Source organism: Undibacterium umbellatum, from assembly GCF_014284125.1.
In the GTDB taxonomy this organism is placed as follows: domain Bacteria; phylum Pseudomonadota; class Gammaproteobacteria; order Burkholderiales; family Burkholderiaceae_D; genus Undibacterium; species Undibacterium umbellatum.
In genome coordinates, this window is record NZ_JACOFX010000028.1 from 20,638 (window position 1) to 42,066 (window position 21,429).

Below are 21,429 nucleotides of genomic sequence, written 5' to 3' on the forward strand. Positions count from 1 at the left end.
GCCATAAAATGAACTCCAGCGCAACGGCAAAAGAACCTGATGATATTGAACTCAAGGTTCTGGTTGATCAAGCCAAGGCGTTTGACAGCAGCCTGGTGGTAGGCAGGCTTGGTAGCAGTGCTGTCGCGCTGTTGGTCGCCTGGTTATTTCGCGATAGCGGCCAGCATGCTTATATATGGCTGTGGTTTGGTACACTGGTGGTCTTCAATATTATCAGCCCCTACTACTGGTTTGCACAGGGGCGCGCGAACCTGGATGTCAGCAATGCGCAATGGCGTTTGCGCGCCATCACCGTCTCATCCCTGATCAGTGGCCTGCTATGGGTAGCAGGAGTCTTTCTTTTATGGATACCAGGCAATTTTGAAGCGCAGATGCTGGTCATCTTTACCATCTTCGGTGTCGCCTCTGTTTCTCTGCCCGCTCTCAATGCCCATTTACCCGCCTTTTACTGCTTCTTTTTGCCCTGTGTCTCCAGCGTACCCTTGATCTCCCTGTGGTACTACGACAAGTATAGCGATACTGTCGCGATTGCCTTTGCCTTCATCCTGCTACTCAATAGCCTGCTCGCCATCAAGATGCATCGCAGCCTGGTTGACTCTATACGCAAACATTATGTCGCTGTAAAACTGGCGAAAGAACTACAAAAACAAAAAGAAATCGCAGAAGCCGCCGTCCATCTCAAAAGCCGTTTCCTCGCGGCTGCCAGCCATGATTTGCGCCAGCCCATGCATGCAATGAATCTGTATCTGGGTGGGCTGGCCTATGCCAACTTGCAACCAGAGGCTCGCGCCATCTTGAACAATGCGCGCGTATGCGCTGACAACATGGATAAAATGTTCAGTGCCTTGCTGGATTTATCACAGCTTGATGCCAGTGTTATCGAAGCCAAGTTCAGCAATTTCCCGATTGCCGTGATCCTCAATAAGATCAAGGTTGAGTTCAGCAACCAGGCGCAGGCAAAAGGCCTGATCTTGCGGGTGGCACCATGTTCGGCCCATGTCCATGCAGACCTGCATTTGCTGGAAAATATTGTGCGCAATTTTGTCAGCAATGCCCTGCGTTACACCCAGTGTGGCAAAGTCTTGCTGGGCTGCCGCCGTTGTGCTGCCGGCTTGCGCATTGCAGTGTATGACACTGGTATAGGCATAGACAAGGAGGAACAAGGCAAGATTTTTGAGGAATACTATCAGGTCGGCAACCATCAGCGCGCCAATGCACGGGGCCTGGGTCTGGGTTTGGCGATAGTACAGCGCCAGGCAAGGATCATGGGCACAGCGATCACCGTGGTTTCAGAACCTGGACGAGGCTCAATGTTTTCGATTACCGTGCAAACCAGCCATGAATCTATCGCAGAGACCCCGCAGGCAAATCAAATGCCAGAACTGCATACAGACAGTTTACATGGCGTTTTTATTGCCATCATCGATGATGAAGAATTGATACTGAATGCCAGCAGCCTGCTCTTGTCACAATGGGGCTGCACTGTATTGACCGCCAATTCAGGCGCGGTAATGTTGGCACAACTGGCAAATGTAGAACGCGCACCAGATCTGATTATCTGTGACCACCGCTTGCACGGAACTGCGACAGGCATGGATGTCATCTGCAGTCTGCGCCATGAATTTAACCGCGAGATTCCGGCACTCTTGATTACCGGGGACACCTCGCCCGACAAAGTAAAGCTGCTCATGTCGACAGGCTTGCCGGTCTTGCATAAGCCCTTGCAGGGTCATGCGCTGCATGCGGCCGTTCTCAAGCTTGTGAATGCAGGTCCGAAAAGTGCACATCAGGAAAACTAAAAAAACATGTTTGCATCAGCACATTTGTTTTTTCAGCTTCAATCAAATTGCTTTTTTAAAAAGCTTGGAGTAGTGTGACAGCCTGTAAAGCACACCAAAATCACTCTCATGTTCACCTGGCTTAAAAATAAACTTACCGGCAGCGATGCTAAACCCATAGCGTCTGCGCGTTCCGGTAGCGCAGCAGTAGCCTGGGTTCCGGCACCTGGCACGGTAGCCACGACTGAATACCAGAAGCAGGGAGATATTTTTTTAAATGCCGGTCGGCTACAAGAAGCTGCCCACTGTTATCGGCAATTGCTTATCCTCGACGACAGCAATGCGATAGCCCACCACCAACTGGGCGACATCCATATTGCACTCAAAGAGACGACTCAGGCAGAATCCTGCTACCGTCGCGCACTGAAAATCACGCCTGACGCTGGCGACACTCTGTATAGTCTGGGCCTGTTATTGGGGCAAAAAAACTATTTTACTGAAGCAGAGGCTTGTTACCGCAAAGCGCTGAAAACCATGCCGGATGATGCCAACGCTCACTATCATCTCAGCCTCAGCCTGCAGTCACAGTCGCGCTGGCAAGAGTCAGAAGGCAGTTGCCGCAAGGCGCTGGATATCGCGCCTGATTTCAGTGAGGCGCACGCCCATCTGGCCGCTTTACTCCTGCAACTGAGTCGACCAGGCGAAGCGGAGGCCAGCTGTCGCAAGGCTCTCCGGTTAAATCCTGATTTGGCATCAGCACATTTTTCCCTTGGCATGCTGGCGCATCAGCATGGCCGATTGGCAGATGCCGAGGCAGCTTATCGCCAGGCATTGGCCTTGCAAACTGGCCACCATGGCGCGCTGGATTATCTGTCGGCGCTGCTGCAAGGCCAGGGACGGTATGCAGAAACAGAAACCGCTTACCTGACTGCTGCCGCCAACAACCCTGGAGATGCCACGCCCTTATGCAAGCTGGCATCGATGCAAATGGATTTCGGCAAGCTGCAAGACGCCGAGCGTAATTTGCGAAAAGCCATCATCATTCAACCTGATTATGCAGATGCAATCGGTACCCTGGGTATATTGTTGATGAGTCTGGGGCAATTTCCAGCGGCAGAGGCGCGTTTCCAGCAAGTATTAAAGATTCGTCCGGATGATGCCGTGGTATTCGATAATCTTGGCGTGATTGCCTACCAACAAAAACGTTTTGCTGATGCGGTCACCTACTTCAAACGAGCAACGGAACTGGCACCTGGCATGCTCAATGCCCATAATAATCTTGCCAGTGTTTATAAAAGATGGGGACGTCTGCAAGAAGCGGCTGACAGTTACCAGCAAGTGGTGCAGATGGATGCTGGCAACGCCAAAGCCTACGACAATCTGGCTATGGTTTATTCTGATCAGGGACGCCTGGATGAAGCTATCGCCTTGTTTCGCAAGGCGATGCAGTTGACTCCAGATGCGGCGGAGATCCATTCGCATCTCTTGTTTTCCCTGAACTACCATCCAGAACTCAGCAGTGCAGCCATATATGCTGAGTACGATGAGTATGACAAACGCTTCTGCCAAGCTTTGAAGAAAAAATGGCGGGCGTTTTCCAATCAGCGTGATCCTGGCAAACGGTTGAAGATAGGCTATGTATCTCCCGACTTGTTCACCCATCCGGTGCGACATTTTCTCGAACCAGTACTAGCCCATCATGACAAGCGCGAATTTGAAGTTTATGTCTATTCCTATGCTCTGCCAGAATGGGAAGACGCTGTCACCAAGCGTTATCAATCATATGTGGATCACTGGGTACAAACGCTGACTATGTCAGATGATGCTATGGGGGAGCGCATTCGTGCTGACGGCATCGACATCCTGATCGACCTGGCCGGTCATACCGGCAACCACAGCCTGCAAGTATTTGCTGGCAAACCCGCACCAGTGTCTACCTCCTGGTTGGGTTTCGCCTACACCACGGGTATTAAGGCCATCGATTACATGTTGATGGATAACACTTGTATGCCTGCAGGATGCGAGTCTCTTTTTGCAGAACAAGTCTGGCGTCTGGAAACTCCCGGTTATGCATTCCGCCCCGCGGAAAACATGGGGTCAGTAAGCCCCCTGCCCGCATTACAATGTGGCTATGTCAGCTTTGGCAGCCTGAGTCGCGCTATCCGTATCAACGATAAAGTCATCGCTGTTTGGGCTGGCATCCTGCATAGAGTAGAGGGTGCAAAACTGATTATCGACAGTATCAGTTTTGCCGAAGCCAGTATGCAAGAGGCCTTTATTCGCAAATTTGAGGCTCATGGTGTATCTCGATCCCGACTGGAAATCGGTTTCCATACCCCTCCCTGGGACACCATCCGCAGGATCGACATAGGCCTGGATTGCTTCCCCCATAATTCAGGCACGACTTTGTTTGAATCTCTCTACATGGGGGTTCCCTATGTGACTCTGGCAGATCGACCAAGTATGGGCTTGCTGGGCAGTTCCATACTGGAAGGCGCTGGCCACCCGGAATGGATAGCCAGAACTGAGCAGGAATACATAGACAAAGCTGTGGCGCTGGCCAGCGACTTAACAGGTCTCGCACAATTGCGCATGGGCTTACGTGAGCAAACCAAGGCCAGTCCCCTGATGGATGAGTCAGGCTTTGCCCGCAAGATGGAAGCGGCCTATCGGGGTATGTGGAAAAAATGGTGCGAACAAAATCCTGAATGACAACAAGTACTGCAACCTGGGCAAAATAAGGCATAGAATTATTTCGCCCTGCATGCTATCGCTTTGTTGCAGGCTGCTAGAATTAATGCATGCACATGAGCGTATGCTTCAGTTCTTTAATCGCGGCGTCACTGTCACCATGGCGCAATAATAGTAATTACCATCGCCAGTGACCTTGGTTTTTTGCAAGGCGATGTACTCGTCTTCAGTTTCCCACAGCACATACTCAAGCTCGCTCTCATCCAGTATGGCGCCGCCATCGGCATAGGGAGTCCAGGTGTAGGAGTCGCCTTCTGAATCGCACAGCTCCTGATCTTCTTTCTCGTCGTTTGCAAAATCGCTATAGCTTGCCAAATCCCTGGGCCAAGGGGTCGCATCGACATCTACGGATTTCAAGTGAGACAATTTATCTTGCAAATACGCTTTTGCCGCTGCGTACACCTTTTTTATGGCTTCCTGATCCTCAAATTCATCGATTTCTTCTTCTGACTGGTAATCATAATCTCCAGAAAAATAATCCAGGACCAGGACCTTGCGCTGAGGTGTGTCGCGAAAAAAATTCTTGTCCGATTCCCTGATGTAGTAAGCAATCTTCTCCCTGCTGATCTCGCTGGAATATGCTGCACCGATCAATGCCTGGAGTTGATCCAGATGTTGAAAAATTTGTTCCATTAATCCTCTCCAAATACAAGTGATGACAAAAACCCGAATTACTATGCACATACAAAAATTCAAGGGCTACAACATACTCATTTCAGAACAGCCTTGCAATGAAAAAATGCGGAAATTAAAACTATATATAGATTCCGCAAACATGCACGCAAATACCCGCCATAATGGGCGCAATATCTAAAAAAAATCAGTCCACTCCCCATGCGCACCAAGTTAATCTCACTTCTTTTGTGTTTCTTTTTTTGTGATGGTATTGCTCATGCCTCCAGCGTGGAATACCAGGTAAAAACTATCGCCTACAAAAATCTGGTCGGCAAACTATATCTGCCTGCATCAGCGACAAAAGTGCCCGTTGTGATTGCCTTTGGTGGTTCGGATGGCGGCATGAATTTTGGCGAGGCCAACGGTGCCATGATAGCCCCGAATGGCATCGCAGTGCTCGCCCTGGCCTACTTCAAGGAAACAGGATTGCCTGAAAAACTGGACCATATACCTATGGAGTATTTCATCAGCGCCATTGACTATCTGGAAACAGAAACGGCAGTTGACCCGGCCAGGATCGGCGTCGTCAGTGGATCAAGAGGTTCGGAAGCCGCATTCTTGCTGGCAATACATGATGCCCGCATCAAGTCTGTGGCTGTGACCACACCCAGCAATGTTGTATGGAATGGTCCGACAGAAGCAGATGCCGCATGGACGTTCCAAGGAAAGAATATCCCCGGCTTGATCCTGCCTGATGGCGACAGGAAAACACAAGTCAGCCGCTTTTTAACTGCACTGGAAAATCAACAAAACCTGCAGACAGTCCGCTTTGCACTTGAAAAAGTCAATGGCCCCATCTTATTGGTGTCTGCAGAAAATGACCAGATCTGGCCCAGCTTGCCCATGTCACAGGATATTCTCCGCTATCTGAATGAGCGCAAGTTCAAACACCCAGTAACACATAAGTCCTATCCAACCGGACATGGCTTTAGCAAAGAAAGTGCGCCAGAAATCAAGCAATCCATCATCGATCATTTTTTGCGAACTTTATAAAAAATACAAAGGTCTGCTGATCAGGCATCGATTTAATCTTGGACATGGGGGAAATAGCTCCCTTAACTACCGTACATCATCCAGCATGACCGCTGATCACCTGGCAATTGAGCCGAATGTGTTTGTTCAATATACTATTCGCATCGCGTTTTATGTTACATGAATCAACACGGACAAAATTGTGACAATGTATACCCCCACATTTGACAGACGCATTGCCATGGTATCGTCCGACTATTTAAGGAAACTCGTATGCGCATACTCTCCCGACCACTCTGTTTAGCGATGATCGTCCTCAGTTCCCTGTTTTGCAGCGTTACTCAGGCAGCCGATGCTGGCGGTCAAATCCTGACCAGCGACGACAAACGCGTCAAGTTCTGGGCAGCGAGCACCCCTGAAAAAACGGAAGAAAACCTGCCGGATCGCAAAGGCGCCCCCTTCAAACGCACCACCTACACCATGGATGCCGATGGCTGCATGATGATGCTGGGCATATTGGAATTTAACCGCAATGATCCGTCGGCGGCAGGTTATGAAATGGCCTATCTGAACACCATGCTCGACAATTTGCGCAGAGGCTTTATTTCAAAGTTCTTACTGGATGCCGATGGTGGCTGGGTAGATATAGCCCTGGCGTCAGGCGACCTCAAAGGCAAGCAATTAAAGGGCAGACTGGAAGGCCAGGATTTCACATTGAAAGCCTATGTTGCCCCACATACCATTTATCTGCAACAGATAGGACATGCACCTTCGAACAAAAAAGCTGAAGAAATCGCAGATCGCTTTTTCAAATCCTTACTGATCGAAAAAGAATAAAGTCACGCGAGACGTACAGTTAAGCCAGCCACATCATTGTGTGAACTGGCTTTTCACATTATCCACAGGCCACCGCTCGAAATCTACCTGTGAATATCTGGCGCCACACGTAAGCGCCGCTTCCATATTCCTGCCGTTTTTGCAAATACGTTTCATCTTCAGGGTATCATGTTGCTGAAGCAGTGTATGCTCAGTGACATCAGGGCGACCCCGCTCCCGCACAGTGCATCCGCGACCTATTCAACCTAAGGAAATACCATGCAAAATTTTGAAGGCAATAAAGTTCCTCAAGTCGACTTCAAGCTCCACGAAAACAATCAGTGGGTGAACACCAATAGCGCAGAATTGTTCGATAACAAAACCGTCGTGGTTTTCTCATTGCCAGGTGCATTCACGCCTACCTGCTCGTCCACCCATCTGCCGCGCTATGAAGAACTGGCGGGCCTGTTTAAAGCACATGGTGTGGATAGTATTTTGTGTGTGTCAGTCAATGATGGTTTTGTCATGGAATCCTGGGCAAGAGACCAGGGGCTGACAGCAGTGCGCCCGATCGCAGATGGCAATGGCAGCTTTACCGAAGGCATGGGCATGCTGGTTGATAAATCTGCGCTGGGGTTTGGCAAACGCTCATGGCGTTATTCAATGCTGGTCAAAAACGGCGTGGTCAGCAAGATGTTCATAGAACCAGATGTGGAAGGCGACCCTTTCCTGGTATCCGATGCTGACACCATGCTCGACTACATTGCACCAAAAGCGGCCAAGCCCGAACAAGTCGCTCTGTTCAGCAAAGTCGGTTGCCCATTTTGTGCAAAAGCGAAAGAAGAACTCGATGCTGCGGGTGTGAATTATCTGGAAATGCCTCTGGCAGACAATGTGCGTCAACGCCTGCTGTCAGCAGTTGCTGGCAAGGGTACTTCACCGCAACTGTTTGTCAATGGTGCCTTGATAGGTGATGGTACTGCCATCAGTGCATGGATTAAAACTCGTACCTAAATTCTGTCATTAATACCATGACAGTGAGTTCGCCTTAGCCATCTGGCGAACTCCATACACCTTCACTCTTGCTGGCTGAAGGTGTATGGTCTTACTTCTTCAAGCCTGCGCCGCAATCTGGCGCAGTGCCTGTTCAAATACCTCTGGCGGCTGCCCACCAGAGATGAGATGGCGTTCATTGATGATGATAGCCGGTACTGAACTAATGCCATGCTGCTGATAAAAACGCTCTTGTTCGCGCACCTCGGCAGCATATGTGTCAGATGCCAGAATACGCGCAGCCTCTTCAGTATCAAGCCCCACCTCACCCGCCAGACGCACCAGTGCCTCGTGTGAAGCCGGGCTCTCACCCTTGCTGAAATACAGTTCAAACAACGCCACTTTCAAGGCATGCTGGCGACCTTGTAACTCAGCCCAGTGCAGCAGGCGGTGCGCATCAAAAGTATTGTAGATGCGGCTGCGTGCAGCCATATTGAATTCAAAACCCAGCTCTGCTCCACGCGCCCTTATCATTTCCCTGTTCCTGGCGGTTTGCTCAGCTGTTGCCCCATATTTTTCTGCCAGATGCTCTGCAATATCCTGACCTTCTGCCGGCATGTTGGGATTTAACTCAAATGGCTGGAAGTGCAGTTTGACATCAACGTCTTCGCCTATCTTGTCGATTGCCTGCTCCAGTGATTTCAGCCCTATGATGCACCAGGGGCAAGATACATCAGACACAAAATCTATCCTGATCTCTTTACTCATTTTCTACCTCTTTCCGCCACCCGCCTGCGCGCCGCAGCTATCAAATGTCTGGCAGCTCAAGTACCAGTATGAGATCACATATGTGCGCATTTATTGTCAATTCAAGGTCAGCGGCAAGCTGATATCTGGAAAGAATGCGCGTGGACCAAACCTTATTATTATGAAAATATATTTTTATTTTATATTGACAATATATTACCAATATAATTAATATTGCATCCCCATCAACTAATAAAGGAGACGATAATGTTGCGCAAATCTATCCTTATGTTTGTTTTTTTAGCCTGTTTTTCTTCCGCTTACGCGGGGAAAGACAAGGAAGAAATTTCCCCTCAGATGAAATGTATTGCCGCATGTGTTAAAGCAAATGGATGGGAATTTGTAAATCTGTGTGTAGATTACTGTACCTCTTTGTAAAATTTGTGCATGACTTGATCATGGAAGTTAATTTCCATGATCAAGCTAATCTTTTCGTTAGATCTATTGTTCGGTTTTCTTGCAGAAATTAATTTGCACTACGAGATAAAAATGAAAAAACCTCTACTAATAATCATCGTATCAGCAGTATTTGCGACAGTAGGTGCTTATGCCCAAGAACGAAGAGTGAGTACGCGTAGCGAATGCACACAACGTTGCAATGCAAGCTTGCCTGTCGATGTCCCAAAATATAGTGAACAACTAAGGAAGGTTCGCGCTGAAAAGGAAAAAGAAACCGATCCTAAAAAACTGCAAGAGCTGGAAAGAAAAGAAAAAGAAGAAACTGAAAAAATGTACGACAAGGTTGAGCAAGTTTGTCGAGACATTTGCCAATACAACCCTGACTAATAATCTGGTAACTGGCTAGTCTATTTTAGCCTTACTCACAATAGATACTTTCCTCGTTCGGTGAAATACTGCTCACACCCAAATCAATGAAAATTACTGATACACTCTTATGGGGGCTCTTGCTGATGAGTGCTTCAGCATGGTCGCAAGATACAAGTAAAACGCCTGCTGCACCACAAGTACAACAACAAGTAGTCGTGAATGGCAGCCAGACAGACATAGAAGCCAGCCGTGATTTTGTCGCAGGAAAATTAATCATAGGGCGCAAACAAATTGCCGATAGCGGTTTGCAAAATGTCAGTGAGATATTAAAGCGCGAACCCGCCGTCAGCGTCGGCAAAGATGGCAGGCTGGGCCTGCTTGGCTTGCCGGGTTATACGCAAATTTTAATTGACGGCCAGGCTCCCACAGGAAAAAGCCCGCTGGAACTCGATCTGAGCCAGGTTGATAAAATCGAGATCATTAAATCTGCAACGGCAGAAACCGGTCCCTTTGGCATTGCCGGTACTATCAATATCATCAGCCGGAAAGTAGAGCGCAAGAATGTGCAACAGTTGCGTATGGGTGCGACTGCCGTAACTGGCGAATATGGTGCAAACGCTAGCTGGAACTTGAATCAATTCAGTCCTGACAGTCCGCTGAGCCTGAGTCTGAACACCATGGCCAAGCATGAGCGCAGCCCCAGCGCCAGTCATGCAGAACAAGTACAAACGACCCCAACACTGCAGCCACAGTTTGAATCGGTGCGCAAGAACCTACGTACTACCGAATTTCTGACACTATCCAGTGAACTGGCCTACAAGCTCGATGCCAATAATAACCTGAGTTTCAGGCCGGACATAGGCAGGATAACGCTGAGCAATGACAGGAGTGAGCAGCGTTACTGGAGTAATGGCAGGCAACAACAAGCACTGCAGCGCGGTACGTCGCCAATGACTTCATATAGTCTGCCTCTGACCTGGTCTTATGACGCTGGTGACAGCGGGCAACTGGAAACCATCTTCCGCTTTAACCAGATGCAGATCAAGAACGATAGCTGGCGCAGCGACGAAGATACGGCAACGGACTATGCTGTGCGCCGGCAAGCCTATCGCACTGATCAAAGCAGCTATTTCCTGTCACTGAATTACAAAACCAGCTTCAGTGGCGGCCATGATTTCAAAACAGGCTTGCAACTGACGCACGGAAACCAGGACATCAAGAACACATACTGGTTGAACAATCTGCCCGATACCAGTCTCAGTCTGCTAGGTGGAAACATCAATACCGGCCAGAAAACGCGCAGGCTGTTTGTGCAGGACGACTGGCGTGTCAACAAAAACCTGGCCCTCAACGCGGGCCTGTCAGTAGAAGATCGTGTGCTGAAGATCAATGAATACAATATCAACAGCAATGCTTCATTTACGGTGTGGTCACCATCATTGCATTTTTCTAAAAAACTGGAAGGTGATCAGAAACGCCGCTGGCGAGCTTCTCTGGCACAAAGTTTCAGAGCCCCTGAACTCGATCAATTAATGCTGCAACCTTCAGTCAACGCTTCCGCGCCATGCACCATCACCTCTGGTTGCGGTCAGAATACGATAGATACTCCGGATAGCATGGGTAACCCTGCGCTGCAACCCGAACGTGCCATCGCCGCGAACCTGGCGTATGAACATGGCCTGACTAGCGATAGTCAGATTACCGTGGAACTCTATGCGCGCCAGATTGCCCGCAAGACAGGCACGGAAGTGTTGTTGATGAACGTGCCCTGGGCCAACCAGGCACGCTATGTAGAACGCCCGGCCAATCTGGGCCATGCTGAATTGCAAGGTATCAATGTCGACTGGCGTGTTGCCGCACGCGACCTGTGGAAAACCACCGCAAAACTGGACCTGCGCGGCAGCCTCGGCTGGGCGCATTCAGTGCTGAGTGATTTGCCGGGCCCCAATAACCGCCTGGAAGGCCAAAGCCCCTGGCGCGCCAAATTTGGCATGACTTATACCATGGCAGATTTGCCCGTCAAGATAGACCTTGATGCCAACTGGCTACCCGGCGACTGGTACAGGAATAACCTGACACAAAGAACCTACGAAGCACGCAAAACCACATTGACAGCCAACGCCAACTGGACTGTCAACCCCAGCCTGCGCCTGGTCATGAACCTGGATAATTTGTTTGCCCCGCAAGCAGAGAGCATCAGTGAATACCGCGGTAACAGCAACACCTTGCAAACGCACTCCTTTAACTCATCCTATACGCGCGTTGGTATACGTATGGAACTCAAACTATAAATTTACAAAAAAAATACCATGCAAACTAAATATAGAAAATATCTGAAAGATGGATTTGTACTGCTAGCGACTGCGGCGCTAGCAGTAGTTTTAGGAAGTCATGCTCCTGGTTGGTATAAAACTTGGCAAGGACCTTTTAAAAAAGGTGATTATTCTGTCCATGTAAAATCTTTGCCACATAGTTTAACTTTATATGGCACCTCGACTTGCCCACATTGTGAAACCGCACGCAACTATTTGAAACAGGCAGGCATTCCTTTCAACGACTTGATCCTGGATCAGTCTAAAGCAGCGACCGAGTCTTACAAACAACTGGGGGAAACCGGCGTACCAGTGTTAATCAGTGAAAACAGAATGCTTGTGGGATTCAGCAGCGAGGGTTATGCAGCATTAGTAAAAACTCTAAGTAACAAATAAAGTAATTCGTAGTATTAACGCCTTCCTGCAAGAGATATATCACCCGACAATCAAGAAACCCTGAGTGAGAGTAGCGAGCAACCTTAGTTTTAATAAAGTGGCTCTACCACACATTAGTACTGTGACATTTTTGCCAACTTCGCAGGCTAAAAATATGGTCACGCTTAACTTAATCAGGGTTTCTAGCGTTGACGTTCCTTCTCCCACAAAACATCACTCCCCCCCGCATACCGGTTCAACACCCGCGACAGCACAAACAACAAATCCGACAGGCGGTTCATATACTGTCTTGGTGCCTCATTGATCGCTTCGGCATTTCCTACACTGACTATCGCGCGTTCGGCGCGGCGGCAGACGGTGCGGCAGACGTTGGCGATGGCGGCGGCGCGGGAGCCTCCTGGCAGGATGAAGTCTTTTAGCGCTGGCAGGTCGGCATTGTATTTTTCCAGCAGGGCGTCCAGCCTTTCTACCTGCGCATCGGTGATCATGGTGTAGCCGGGGATGCAGAGTTCGCCACCCATGTCGAACAAGTCGTGCTGGATGGAAAACAATTCCTGCTTCATCTGCTCTGGCATGTCTTCACACAGCAAGACGCTAATCTGGGAATTGAGTTCGTCCACATCGCCCATGGCGTGCACGCGCAGGGCGTCTTTGGCGATGCGGCTGCCGTCACCCAGGCCGGTCGTACCTTTGTCGCCGGTACGTGTTGCGATTTTTGAGAGTCGGTTACCCATGGCAAATAAAATAAGTAAAAAATAAATAAGGAAGTGTGAAAGGATACGGCAAAATTTGCTCAAGCACAGCATATATGGCATTGGGGCATGCCAGCCTACTATCATTGCTCTGCTTGTACCTTATCAATATAATCGCAGCATGACACTTACACAATTATTAGCCGCGATACGCGCTTCTTATATCACCGTACTTTTTGCAGCGACCAGCAATGGCAATGTCCATGTAGAACCTGCATACCGCAATGCCGATGGTACGCTCAGCCTGGAAGGCAAGCCAGCGCTACCCTGCCGGGCAGACTGGATACCTGTGGAAGGTGAGTTTGCCGGTCAGTCGCACACGGTAGATGCAAAGACCCAGCTGGAATTTGAGCCTTTTGCATTTCAATTATCGGCCAGCGAGGTGAGTATCACGCCATTCACCTGGGACTGGTTGCCCTTGCAGATCAGCGGGCTATCTCTTGATGTTGCAGAGGCCACACTGACAGGCTGGTTCATGGCATGGTTTGATGGCGAGGATGGCAATGCCAAGAATGCCGATGGCCTGTACGGCGTTGTGCATTTCATGTCTGGCATCACCCAAGAGGGTGACGCCTTGCAATTAAGTATAGACCTTGGTTCTGTTTCAGAGGCGGCTGTTGAAGATTTACTATTCAAACTGGCGGATGCTAACGCGGAAGCTATACAGTTAGGATAAGTACCAGCCTTCAAAATGCGACTTGATGACGCCTATCAGACCGCCAGCGCTTGAGAGCGAATTGCCCTGGGCAAATTAAATCAGTCAGGAACTTTGAAAGGATGCGGCAAAATTTGGCCGGACACAGCATAATAGAGAGCATCACGACCAGTACGGACCTCATTATGAACCATCCTGCCATTTTGGCGAGTGTCAGAAAGCCCCTGCCCGCGAGCTTGCTGCATGCGCTGCAAGCCTTGCTGGAAGACCGTTGCAGCATCGCCCTGGCGGTGCGTGAGCATCATGGCCGCGACGAATCTTCCTACGACCCCATGCCACCAGAAGCGGTGGTGTTTGTGCAGAGCACGGAAGAGGTGGCAGAGGTGCTCAGGCTGTGTCATGCGCATGATGTGCCAGTCATACCCTACGGGGCTGGTTCGTCGCTGGAGGGCCATATCCTGGCCCTGCATGGCGGTGTGACGATAGACTTGTCGCACATGAACAGCATGATTGCCGTGCATGCAGAAGATTTGACGGCGACCGTGCAGGCTGGCGTCACCCGCAAGCAATTGAATACGGAGATACGTGATACTGGCCTGTTCTTCCCCATCGATCCTGGTGCGGATGCCAGCCTGGGTGGCATGGCCGCTACGCGCGCCTCTGGCACGAATGCAGTGCGCTATGGCACCATGCGTGAAAACGTCATGGCACTGACGGTGGTGACTGCAGATGGCCGCATCATACGCACGGGTTCACGTGCCAAGAAGTCGTCTGCCGGTTACGATTTGACGCGGGTGTTTGTCGGCAGTGAGGGCACGCTGGGCATTATCACCGAAGTGACGGTCAAGCTTTATCCTTTGCCAGAAGCCATCTCGGCTGCGGTGTGCAGCTTCCCAGACAATGCAGATGCAGTGAACACTGTTATCCAGACCATACAAATGGGCGTGCCGATTGCGCGGGTAGAATTCCTGGATGCGAATGGTGTGCGCGCCATCAATGCACATGACAAATTGAATTTGCCGGTCAAGCCTTTGCTTCTGTTTGAATTTCATGGCACTGAGCATGGCGTCAAAGAACAGGCAGAGCTGGTGCAAGAAATTGCAGCGGCGAATGGTGCCGGAGATTTTGAATGGGCGACCAGGCCAGAAGATCGTAGCCGCCTGTGGGCGGCACGGCATAATGCTTATTTTGCGCTGCTGCAAATGCGACCAGGTTCACGTTCGATTTCTACCGATTGCTGCGTGCCGATTTCACGTCTGGCGGAATGCATCAGCGAAACCCAGATTGATTGTGAGAACCATGGGGTCACCTATTCCATCATCGGCCATGTCGGTGATGGCAACTTCCATGTATTGATGCTGGTAGACCCGGATAGCGCGGAAGAAATTGCAGTGGCAGAATCCATCAACCAGCGCATGGTGACGCGCGCAATTGCAATGGACGGCACCTGCACTGGTGAGCATGGCGTGGGCATACACAAGATGGGATTTTTGATTGAGGAACATGGAGCAAATGCGATACACATGATGCGTTTGCTCAAGCATGCATTTGACCCCAGGAATATTTTAAATCCCGGCAAGATTATTGCGTGGGATGAAGCTGAAGAATAATCGAGATCGTATTCAAGTTATTTAAGTCAAGACCATTCACCACAGAGACACGGAGTCGCAGAGGTAACACAGAGAAATTCCAAGGGAAACAATATGGCTAAGCCTGTGTCGCCCTTGCCAATTACCTGCACTACTCACGTCGCTCACTTATTGTCGTGGCAACTGAAACACCAAACAGAACACATCAGGAAGAGTAGAGTATGGCAACACGATTACCACCGGTACATGCATTATCTGCTTTTGAAGCTGCGGCGCGGCATAGTTCTTTTGCGGTGGCGGCAGAGGAGTTGTGTATTACGCCTTCTGCATTGTCGCACCGCATACGTTTATTGGAAGAGCATTTGTGTGAACGCGTGTTTGTACGCGAAGGGCGCAGTGTCACGCTGACTGAATTTGGCCGCCGCTATCTGGACGTGGTGCGGGTGGCCTTACGCACCTTGTCTGATTTTCCGCTGCCGAACAAGGTGACGCAAAGCCAGTTGCGCGTCAAGGTGACGGTACCGCCGACCTTTGCGCGCTATATGTTCATGCCGCGTCTGGCCAGTTTTACAGATGCCCATCCTGAGATAGAAATTGAAGTCTATCTGTTTGTGCCTTTGTATGACTTGAGCTTGTCGGAAAGCGATGTGGAAATACGTTTTGGTGCTGGTGAATATCCAAATCTGGTGACCAAGAAGTTGTTTATCGAACCCAGCTTTGTAGTCGCCAGCCCGGCTTACCTGAAGACTTTGCCACCGATACAAAGCCCGGCAGATTTGCGCCATGCAAGGCTCTTGCGTTCAGCCCTGGAGCCTTGGCAGCCATGGTTTGAAGTTGCTGGACTGGACTGGCCAGAACCAACTACGGGCTTGCGTGTTGATGACCTGGGCCTGCTGCTGGAAGCAGTCAAGCATGGTCACGGCATAGGCCTGACCCGTCAGCAGTTTGCCCAGGACATGATCAGTAAAGGCGAAGTGGTCAGAGTACTCGATACGCAGTTGGCAACTCCACCGCACGCCTATTACCTGGTGCATGAAGCACAAGCCAATATACGGCCAGAGGTGCAGTTGTTTATAGACTGGATGCAGGCGACATATCAGCAGGTGTAAGCGACTTTGTTGCATAGGGGCGTGCCATGCGCGCCGCTTGTTGAGGCATATGCACTTTTGCAAAGTTATGTTGCAACAAATGCGAGGCGCGCGCACTGCACACCCTGCCCATTTTCTTCAGCTACACCACCTTGCTACTCTCCTTACCAGGCTGCCCTATCTGCTGTTGCAGCAACAACCATTTATCCAATGGCATGGGGCGGGCGAACAGGAAGCCTTGCATGGAGGCGCAGCCATTGGCGATCAGAAACTCAGCCTGTTCCTTGGTCTCTACCCCTTCTGCGACGACCCGTAATCCCAGATGCGAGGCCATTGAAAGTATGGATTGCACGATGGCCGTACCATTCGCATCATCCGGCGTGTCTTGCACAAAGCTCTTGTCTATCTTAAGTTCGTACAGTGGCAGGCGCTTGAGGTAGGCCAGGCTGGAATAACCGGTGCCAAAATCATCTATTGAGAAACGGATGCCCAGGGTGGTCAACTCCAGCATGCGGGCGATGGTGTCTTGCAGGTTATCGATAAGAAGGCCTTCAGTGACTTCAAAGATCAGGCGCGTTGGCGGTGCACCTGTATATTTCAATACACGCCTGACCTTGTTGACAAAGTCAGGCTGGCGGAATTGTTTAGGGCTGACATTGACGGAGAGCGGTATGTCCCAGCCTGCAGCCTGCAATTGCAGCAAGGCCAGGCAGCCTTGTTCCAGCACCCAGTCACCCAGGCGCAAGATCATGCCTGATTCTTCTGCAATCGGGATGAAGAGTGCAGGTGAAATGAAACCGCGCTCAGGATGTATCCAGCGCATCAGCATTTCACCGCCAACTGGTTTACCCAGCCTGTCGACCTGTGCCTGTATGTACATGTGCAAATGCCCACCAGAGATGGCTTCGCCCAGCTCTCTTTCCATGGTCAGCCTTTGTTCGACCTCGGTTTGCATGCCGGTTTCATAGAAGGCGATCTGATTGCGACCACTGCTCTTGGCACGATACATGGCGGTATCCGCTTCGCGCAGCAAATCATGAGAATTTTGATTTTCGCGCGGCAGCAAGGTGACGCCTATGCTGCAGGTGGTGCTGTATTGCAGGCCATTGATATCAAAAAACTGTGAGATTGAATGACGGATTTTCTCTGCCACGGCTTGTGCCGCATGGGCACCAGCCACCACATCATTGGAGATATGGCATAGCAGGACCACAAATTCATCACCACCGATATGTGCCACTGTATCGACTTCACGCAAGCTACTACTCAGCCTTTGTGCCACCAGGGTAAGTAATGCATCACCCACGGCATGGCCGCGTGCATCATTGATGTATTTGAAGTGATCGAGATCAATGAAGAGTACGGCGCTGATCATATTGCTGCGCCTGGCCGTGGCCAGCAAGATGCTCATGCGGTCCAGCAGCAGGCGGCGGTTGGGCAAACCTGTCAGAACATCGAAGTAGGCCAGTCTGTGGATATGCTCTTGCGCTTTCTTGCGGTCACTGATGTCACGCCCGGTCGCAACCCAGTGGCTGAACAGGCCTTGTTCATCTGCCAGCGGTACGACATCGGCCTCCATCCAGAATTCACTGCCGTCATGGGTATAGCATATCAATTCTATGTGCACGGATTCAAAGGCAATCAGGGCTTGATTGAGTCTGTCAATCTCTGTTGCCTGGGTGCGTGGGCCTTGCAGGAACGCCGGGGACTTGTCTATTACTTCTTCGCTTTGAAAACCGGTCTGGCGCACGAAAGCATCATTCACAAAAACGATTTTGAGATGCCTCTTTCCGGCAGGGTCGACATCCACCTTGATGATCATCACGATGTCATTCAAACGGGCTACCGCTGCAACGATGAGGCGCAATTCTTCATTTGTCGCTTTCAAGGATGCTTGCCCCTGCTGCAAAGAGGCGGTGATGATGCGCTGGTGTTCGAGCGAGTTATCCAGTCTTTGCAAAAGCACGCCACAAGAAATCGACATGACTGCCGCAATGAAAGTGAAATTGATCGTCACCACCACCAATTGCATGAAGGGGTGTGAATCAAAGCCATACACATGCAAATTCGCATCGGCGATATACCCCACCACCAGCATGCTGACCGAAGCCAGCAACAGGGCTTGCATGGCCAGGCGCATATTCAGCAGCAAGGAGGTCAGTACCGGAAAGGCCAGCAGATAAATCAGTCCGGTCAGACCAACCTTGATAAGGAACCAGACGCCTAGTAAATACAGAAACAGCAAGAAGTTCCAGGCCCGCTGTTTATAACTCAAGAAAGGAAGACGCCAGATGGTGGCGATCCAGGCCAGGGCAAAAATATCGACTACCACGACCGACCACAGGTTTTCGCTGATGGCCAGGACAATGCTGGGGATGGCGGTCGCACCACCCAGTGTCAATACAAAAAATAATATCGCCGACAGCACTTGCTCGCGCCACTGGTGCGCTTCACCCAGTGCCGGAGAGTTTGCCATGTAGTTACTGCGGATGAATTGAAAAACAGTCACAAATGCTGTCCTTCTGTCATTACATCACGAAACAGGCCAGGCTCAATTCAGCGGCCAGATCAGTAATACTATACCAACATTTAACTACTTAAACAGAAATTAATCCTAAGCAGGGAAAATGTCACAAAAATGCATTTCCTTTTGGCAATATTGTGACTTTATCGCCTTGATTCTATCTTGTTTTCCTGGTATCAAGTCTGTCCAGATTGGCAGCAGCATGCCTGTGGATTAATTGCACACGCGCGCGAATTGCAAGCACCGATTAATCGACGTTCTTGCCGGCAGAGGCGCACCATAACGCAAACCACTGTTCACGGCTGAGGACAATGGTAGTAGCAAGAACAGCTGCCTGAATCGCAGCTATACGTCCAGATCCGGTTAATACCAGTGGCCTGGAGGGATGTTGCAAAATCCACGCAAGCGCTACCGTCGCAGTGCTGACATCAAGTTCAGCAGCGATGCGTACCAACACGGCACTGATACGCTGACTGCGTTCATCTTGCTCACTTAATGGGCGGAATAAACTACCACCACCAAGTGCCGACCAGATCATCGGTGCCATGCGCAGACGCTGGCACAGATCAAGTGTGCCATCATGCAAAGCCTGCATATGCAATAAGGATAATTCGACTTGATTGGTAACCAGAGGGACGCGGGCTGCCAGCAATTCAAACTGGCTATTGGTGAAATTGGACACGCCAAAATGCCTGACCTTGCCACTCTCTTGCAATTGCCGGAAAGCGCCCGCTATTTCATCCGCATCCATCAGCGGATCTGGCCTGTGTATCAGCAGTAAATCCAGTTGCTCTATCTGCATTGCACGCAGCGACTGTTCAGCCGAGGCGATGATGTGCGCAGCACTGGTATCGTAATGCTGCACGCCATGTGCAGGCCGGTTGTTGGAGACCAGCTTGATGCCACATTTACTGACGAACTGGAATTGATCCCGCAAATGCGGCGCCAACGCGATAGCCTCGCCCAAGAGGCTTTCACTTTGGTAATCGCCATAGATATCGGCCTGGTCTATGGTAGTGACACCCAGAGCCAACGCCTGCTCCAGAAATGTCACTCTTTGCTGCGCAGACATTTGCCAGCTCCCCAAGCGCCACAAACCCAATACGATGCGGGAAAATTCAGGGCCATTCGGGGCGATGTGCAAACGCGGGCTGCTCGTTGAAATACTCATGCTTGTTGTACCTGCTGTAAAGTGGCGATCAAATCATCCCGTGTGGTAAAGCCGGAAGCCAGCATATGCAGCGCCTCATTATGCACCAGCAAGAGGGCTGGAAAACCGCGTATGCCCCAGCGCTGGGCTTGTTCAAAATGCTCTCTTGTGTCCGACATCGCCATGGGTGAAACAAGGGTCTCGGCAAAACTCTGGGCATCAAAACTGTCGTCACCTTCGACCTTGTTCATCGCCTCAACCGCCAGCGCTGACAATACGGCAGTGTCACGCACATCCTTGCCCTCGGCATAGAAAGCATGCTGTATCGCATGAAACACAGCCAACGCTGCGCGGCCAGTATCATCATCCGTCAATGTGCGTGCCGTTACGACAGCACGGCATGCAGGCTCAGTGTCATAGATAAAACCTGCTTGCGACAGGGCTGCACTGTTGAAAGGCAAACCAGTACGCTCAGCCACATGCTGCCAGTGCCCAAGGATAGTAGTTCGCGTCTCGTCATCCAGCACCTGCTTGTTATAGGCACGCAAGCCTCCCATGATCACATCCATTTTGGCACCAGGCAAGGTATCCAGCAAGGCCAGCAATTCCGGCCCGAAGCCATAACACCAGGAGCACATGGGGTCTGCGACATAGATCAACTGCGTCATAAGCTTATCTCTGAGTAAAAAGGGATATGCCATTGTATAGAAACTTGGAAATTGCTGGGTTGAGCAGTTTAAGACCTGGAGACCTCTTACCATAGAGGAAGGGGCAGCCACTTACAAGCCAGCTTTCGAAGTTTTCTTTATATCTATAAGACCTCTCACCACAGAGACAGAGATAAGCAAGGGAGAACTGGATTATCGCTTTGTAGAGCCAAGTATTCGATATCTTGAGGTTTGACGTCAAAACAAAAAAAGGAGCGTCAGCTCCCTTTTTTTATTGCCTGTCAATTCTTGTGGATTTCCTGGTACGGGCTTTGTGTCGGTCTTTAGTCAAGTCGATGATCTTTGTCGATTAGCTTATGCGCCATGCGGTGAGCTGTGCGCGCGATGTAGACAACATTAAACGAACAAATCAGATGAGTTGCATCTCATTGCCCCAGAAATAAAGAATAAAGAGCGAGAGTCAAAGAGTAAAAGCAGAGCTTTCGCTTGTTCTTGCTGTTCTTGCTTTTCTCGGAGCGACTCTGTGTCTGGGTGCCTCATTGTTGAGAGGTCTTGACCTTGTTTTTGATCTTGTTTTTGTTTGTTATTTTTGTTTTTTTTGTTGCGCACACAAAAGCAAAACCCCCGCTTAACTGAATAAGCGGGGGTATGCGGAATAAAAGCCTGACGATAACCTACTTTCACACTGGTTGCAGCACTATCATTGGCGCGTAATCGTTTCACGGTCCTGTTCGG

General features: G+C 50.2%; 18 protein-coding genes. 11 read left to right on the top strand and 7 right to left on the bottom strand.

Annotated features, from left to right (window positions below; translation table 11 throughout):
- Positions 1–8: 8 nt before the first annotated feature.
- Both H8L47_RS27400 and H8L47_RS27405 read left to right on the top strand, forming a co-directional pair.
- Positions 9–1,799 (top strand): ATP-binding response regulator, encoded by a 1,791-nt coding sequence (locus tag H8L47_RS27400; protein WP_186957001.1) that lies wholly within the window; start codon positions 9–11, stop codon positions 1,797–1,799.
- Between the two features lie 108 nt (positions 1,800–1,907).
- Positions 1,908–4,490 (top strand): tetratricopeptide repeat protein, encoded by a 2,583-nt coding sequence (locus H8L47_RS27405; RefSeq protein ID WP_186957002.1) that lies wholly within the window; start codon positions 1,908–1,910, stop codon positions 4,488–4,490.
- Positions 4,491–4,598: 108 nt separating this feature from the next.
- On the opposite strand, the gene H8L47_RS27410 is transcribed toward H8L47_RS27405, so the two are convergent.
- Complete coding sequence (locus H8L47_RS27410) at positions 4,599–5,162, bottom strand: hypothetical protein (RefSeq protein ID WP_186957003.1); 564 nt, start codon at positions 5,160–5,162, stop codon at positions 4,599–4,601.
- A 201-nt stretch (positions 5,163–5,363) separates the two neighbouring features.
- On the opposite strand from H8L47_RS27410, the gene H8L47_RS27415 reads away from it, so the two are divergent.
- From H8L47_RS27415 to H8L47_RS27425, 3 genes are all read left to right on the top strand, one after another.
- Entirely contained in the window at positions 5,364–6,197 is an 834-nt protein-coding gene (locus H8L47_RS27415; RefSeq protein ID WP_186957004.1) for an alpha/beta hydrolase family protein, read from the top strand.
- Positions 6,198–6,449: 252 nt separating this feature from the next.
- A complete protein-coding gene (locus tag H8L47_RS27420; protein WP_186957005.1) occupies positions 6,450–7,013 on the top strand; it encodes a hypothetical protein in 564 nt (187 codons plus the stop codon).
- 258 nt (positions 7,014–7,271) lie between these two features.
- The gene (locus H8L47_RS27425; protein ID WP_186957006.1) at positions 7,272–8,006 is read left to right on the top strand and encodes a glutathione peroxidase; all 735 of its coding nucleotides are present in this window, start codon (positions 7,272–7,274) and stop codon (positions 8,004–8,006) included.
- 99 nt (positions 8,007–8,105) lie between these two features.
- Here H8L47_RS27425 and H8L47_RS27430 read toward each other — a convergent pair whose 3' ends face one another.
- A complete protein-coding gene (locus H8L47_RS27430) occupies positions 8,106–8,753 on the bottom strand; it encodes a DsbA family oxidoreductase (RefSeq protein WP_186957007.1) in 648 nt (215 codons plus the stop codon).
- Between the two features lie 453 nt (positions 8,754–9,206).
- Here H8L47_RS27430 and H8L47_RS27440 point away from each other — a divergent pair, with 453 nt between their 5' ends.
- The 3 genes from H8L47_RS27440 to H8L47_RS27450 all read left to right on the top strand — a co-directional run bounded on the left by H8L47_RS27440 (position 9,207) and on the right by H8L47_RS27450 (position 12,268).
- Positions 9,207–9,578 (top strand): hypothetical protein, encoded by a 372-nt coding sequence (locus H8L47_RS27440; RefSeq protein ID WP_222616706.1) that lies wholly within the window; start codon positions 9,207–9,209, stop codon positions 9,576–9,578.
- 86 nt (positions 9,579–9,664) lie between these two features.
- The gene (locus H8L47_RS27445; RefSeq protein WP_186957010.1) at positions 9,665–11,851 is read left to right on the top strand and encodes a TonB-dependent receptor plug domain-containing protein; all 2,187 of its coding nucleotides are present in this window, start codon (positions 9,665–9,667) and stop codon (positions 11,849–11,851) included.
- Positions 11,852–11,869: 18 nt separating this feature from the next.
- Positions 11,870–12,268: a glutaredoxin family protein gene (locus H8L47_RS27450; RefSeq protein WP_186957011.1), complete on the top strand. Its 399-nt coding sequence runs from the start codon at positions 11,870–11,872 to the stop codon at positions 12,266–12,268.
- Positions 12,269–12,450: 182 nt separating this feature from the next.
- Here H8L47_RS27450 and H8L47_RS27455 read toward each other — a convergent pair whose 3' ends face one another.
- Positions 12,451–13,002 (bottom strand): cob(I)yrinic acid a,c-diamide adenosyltransferase, encoded by a 552-nt coding sequence (locus tag H8L47_RS27455; RefSeq protein WP_186957012.1) that lies wholly within the window; start codon positions 13,000–13,002, stop codon positions 12,451–12,453.
- Between the two features lie 139 nt (positions 13,003–13,141).
- Here H8L47_RS27455 and H8L47_RS27460 point away from each other — a divergent pair, with 139 nt between their 5' ends.
- From H8L47_RS27460 to H8L47_RS27470, 3 genes are all read left to right on the top strand, one after another.
- Positions 13,142–13,696, top strand: a complete 555-nt coding sequence (locus tag H8L47_RS27460; RefSeq protein WP_186957013.1) for a hypothetical protein — start codon at positions 13,142–13,144, stop codon at positions 13,694–13,696.
- 164 nt (positions 13,697–13,860) lie between these two features.
- Complete coding sequence (locus H8L47_RS27465) at positions 13,861–15,285, top strand: FAD-binding oxidoreductase (RefSeq protein WP_186957014.1); 1,425 nt, start codon at positions 13,861–13,863, stop codon at positions 15,283–15,285.
- A 200-nt stretch (positions 15,286–15,485) separates the two neighbouring features.
- Positions 15,486–16,373, top strand: a complete 888-nt coding sequence (locus H8L47_RS27470; protein WP_186957015.1) for a LysR substrate-binding domain-containing protein — start codon at positions 15,486–15,488, stop codon at positions 16,371–16,373.
- A 121-nt stretch (positions 16,374–16,494) separates the two neighbouring features.
- On the opposite strand, the gene H8L47_RS27475 is transcribed toward H8L47_RS27470, so the two are convergent.
- From H8L47_RS27475 to H8L47_RS27490, 4 genes are all read right to left on the bottom strand, one after another.
- Positions 16,495–18,861: a putative bifunctional diguanylate cyclase/phosphodiesterase gene (locus tag H8L47_RS27475; protein WP_329605500.1), complete on the bottom strand. Its 2,367-nt coding sequence runs from the start codon at positions 18,859–18,861 to the stop codon at positions 16,495–16,497.
- A gap of 262 nt (positions 18,862–19,123) precedes the next feature.
- Positions 19,124–20,047 (bottom strand): aldo/keto reductase, encoded by a 924-nt coding sequence (locus tag H8L47_RS27480; protein WP_186957016.1) that lies wholly within the window; start codon positions 20,045–20,047, stop codon positions 19,124–19,126.
- Positions 20,044–20,694 (bottom strand): DsbA family protein, encoded by a 651-nt coding sequence (locus tag H8L47_RS27485; RefSeq protein WP_186957017.1) that lies wholly within the window; start codon positions 20,692–20,694, stop codon positions 20,044–20,046. The genes H8L47_RS27480 and H8L47_RS27485 overlap by 4 nt, the downstream gene beginning before the upstream one ends.
- A gap of 396 nt (positions 20,695–21,090) precedes the next feature.
- Positions 21,091–21,429: hypothetical protein (locus tag H8L47_RS27490; protein ID WP_222616707.1), on the bottom strand; the 339-nt coding region annotated here is incomplete at its 5' end.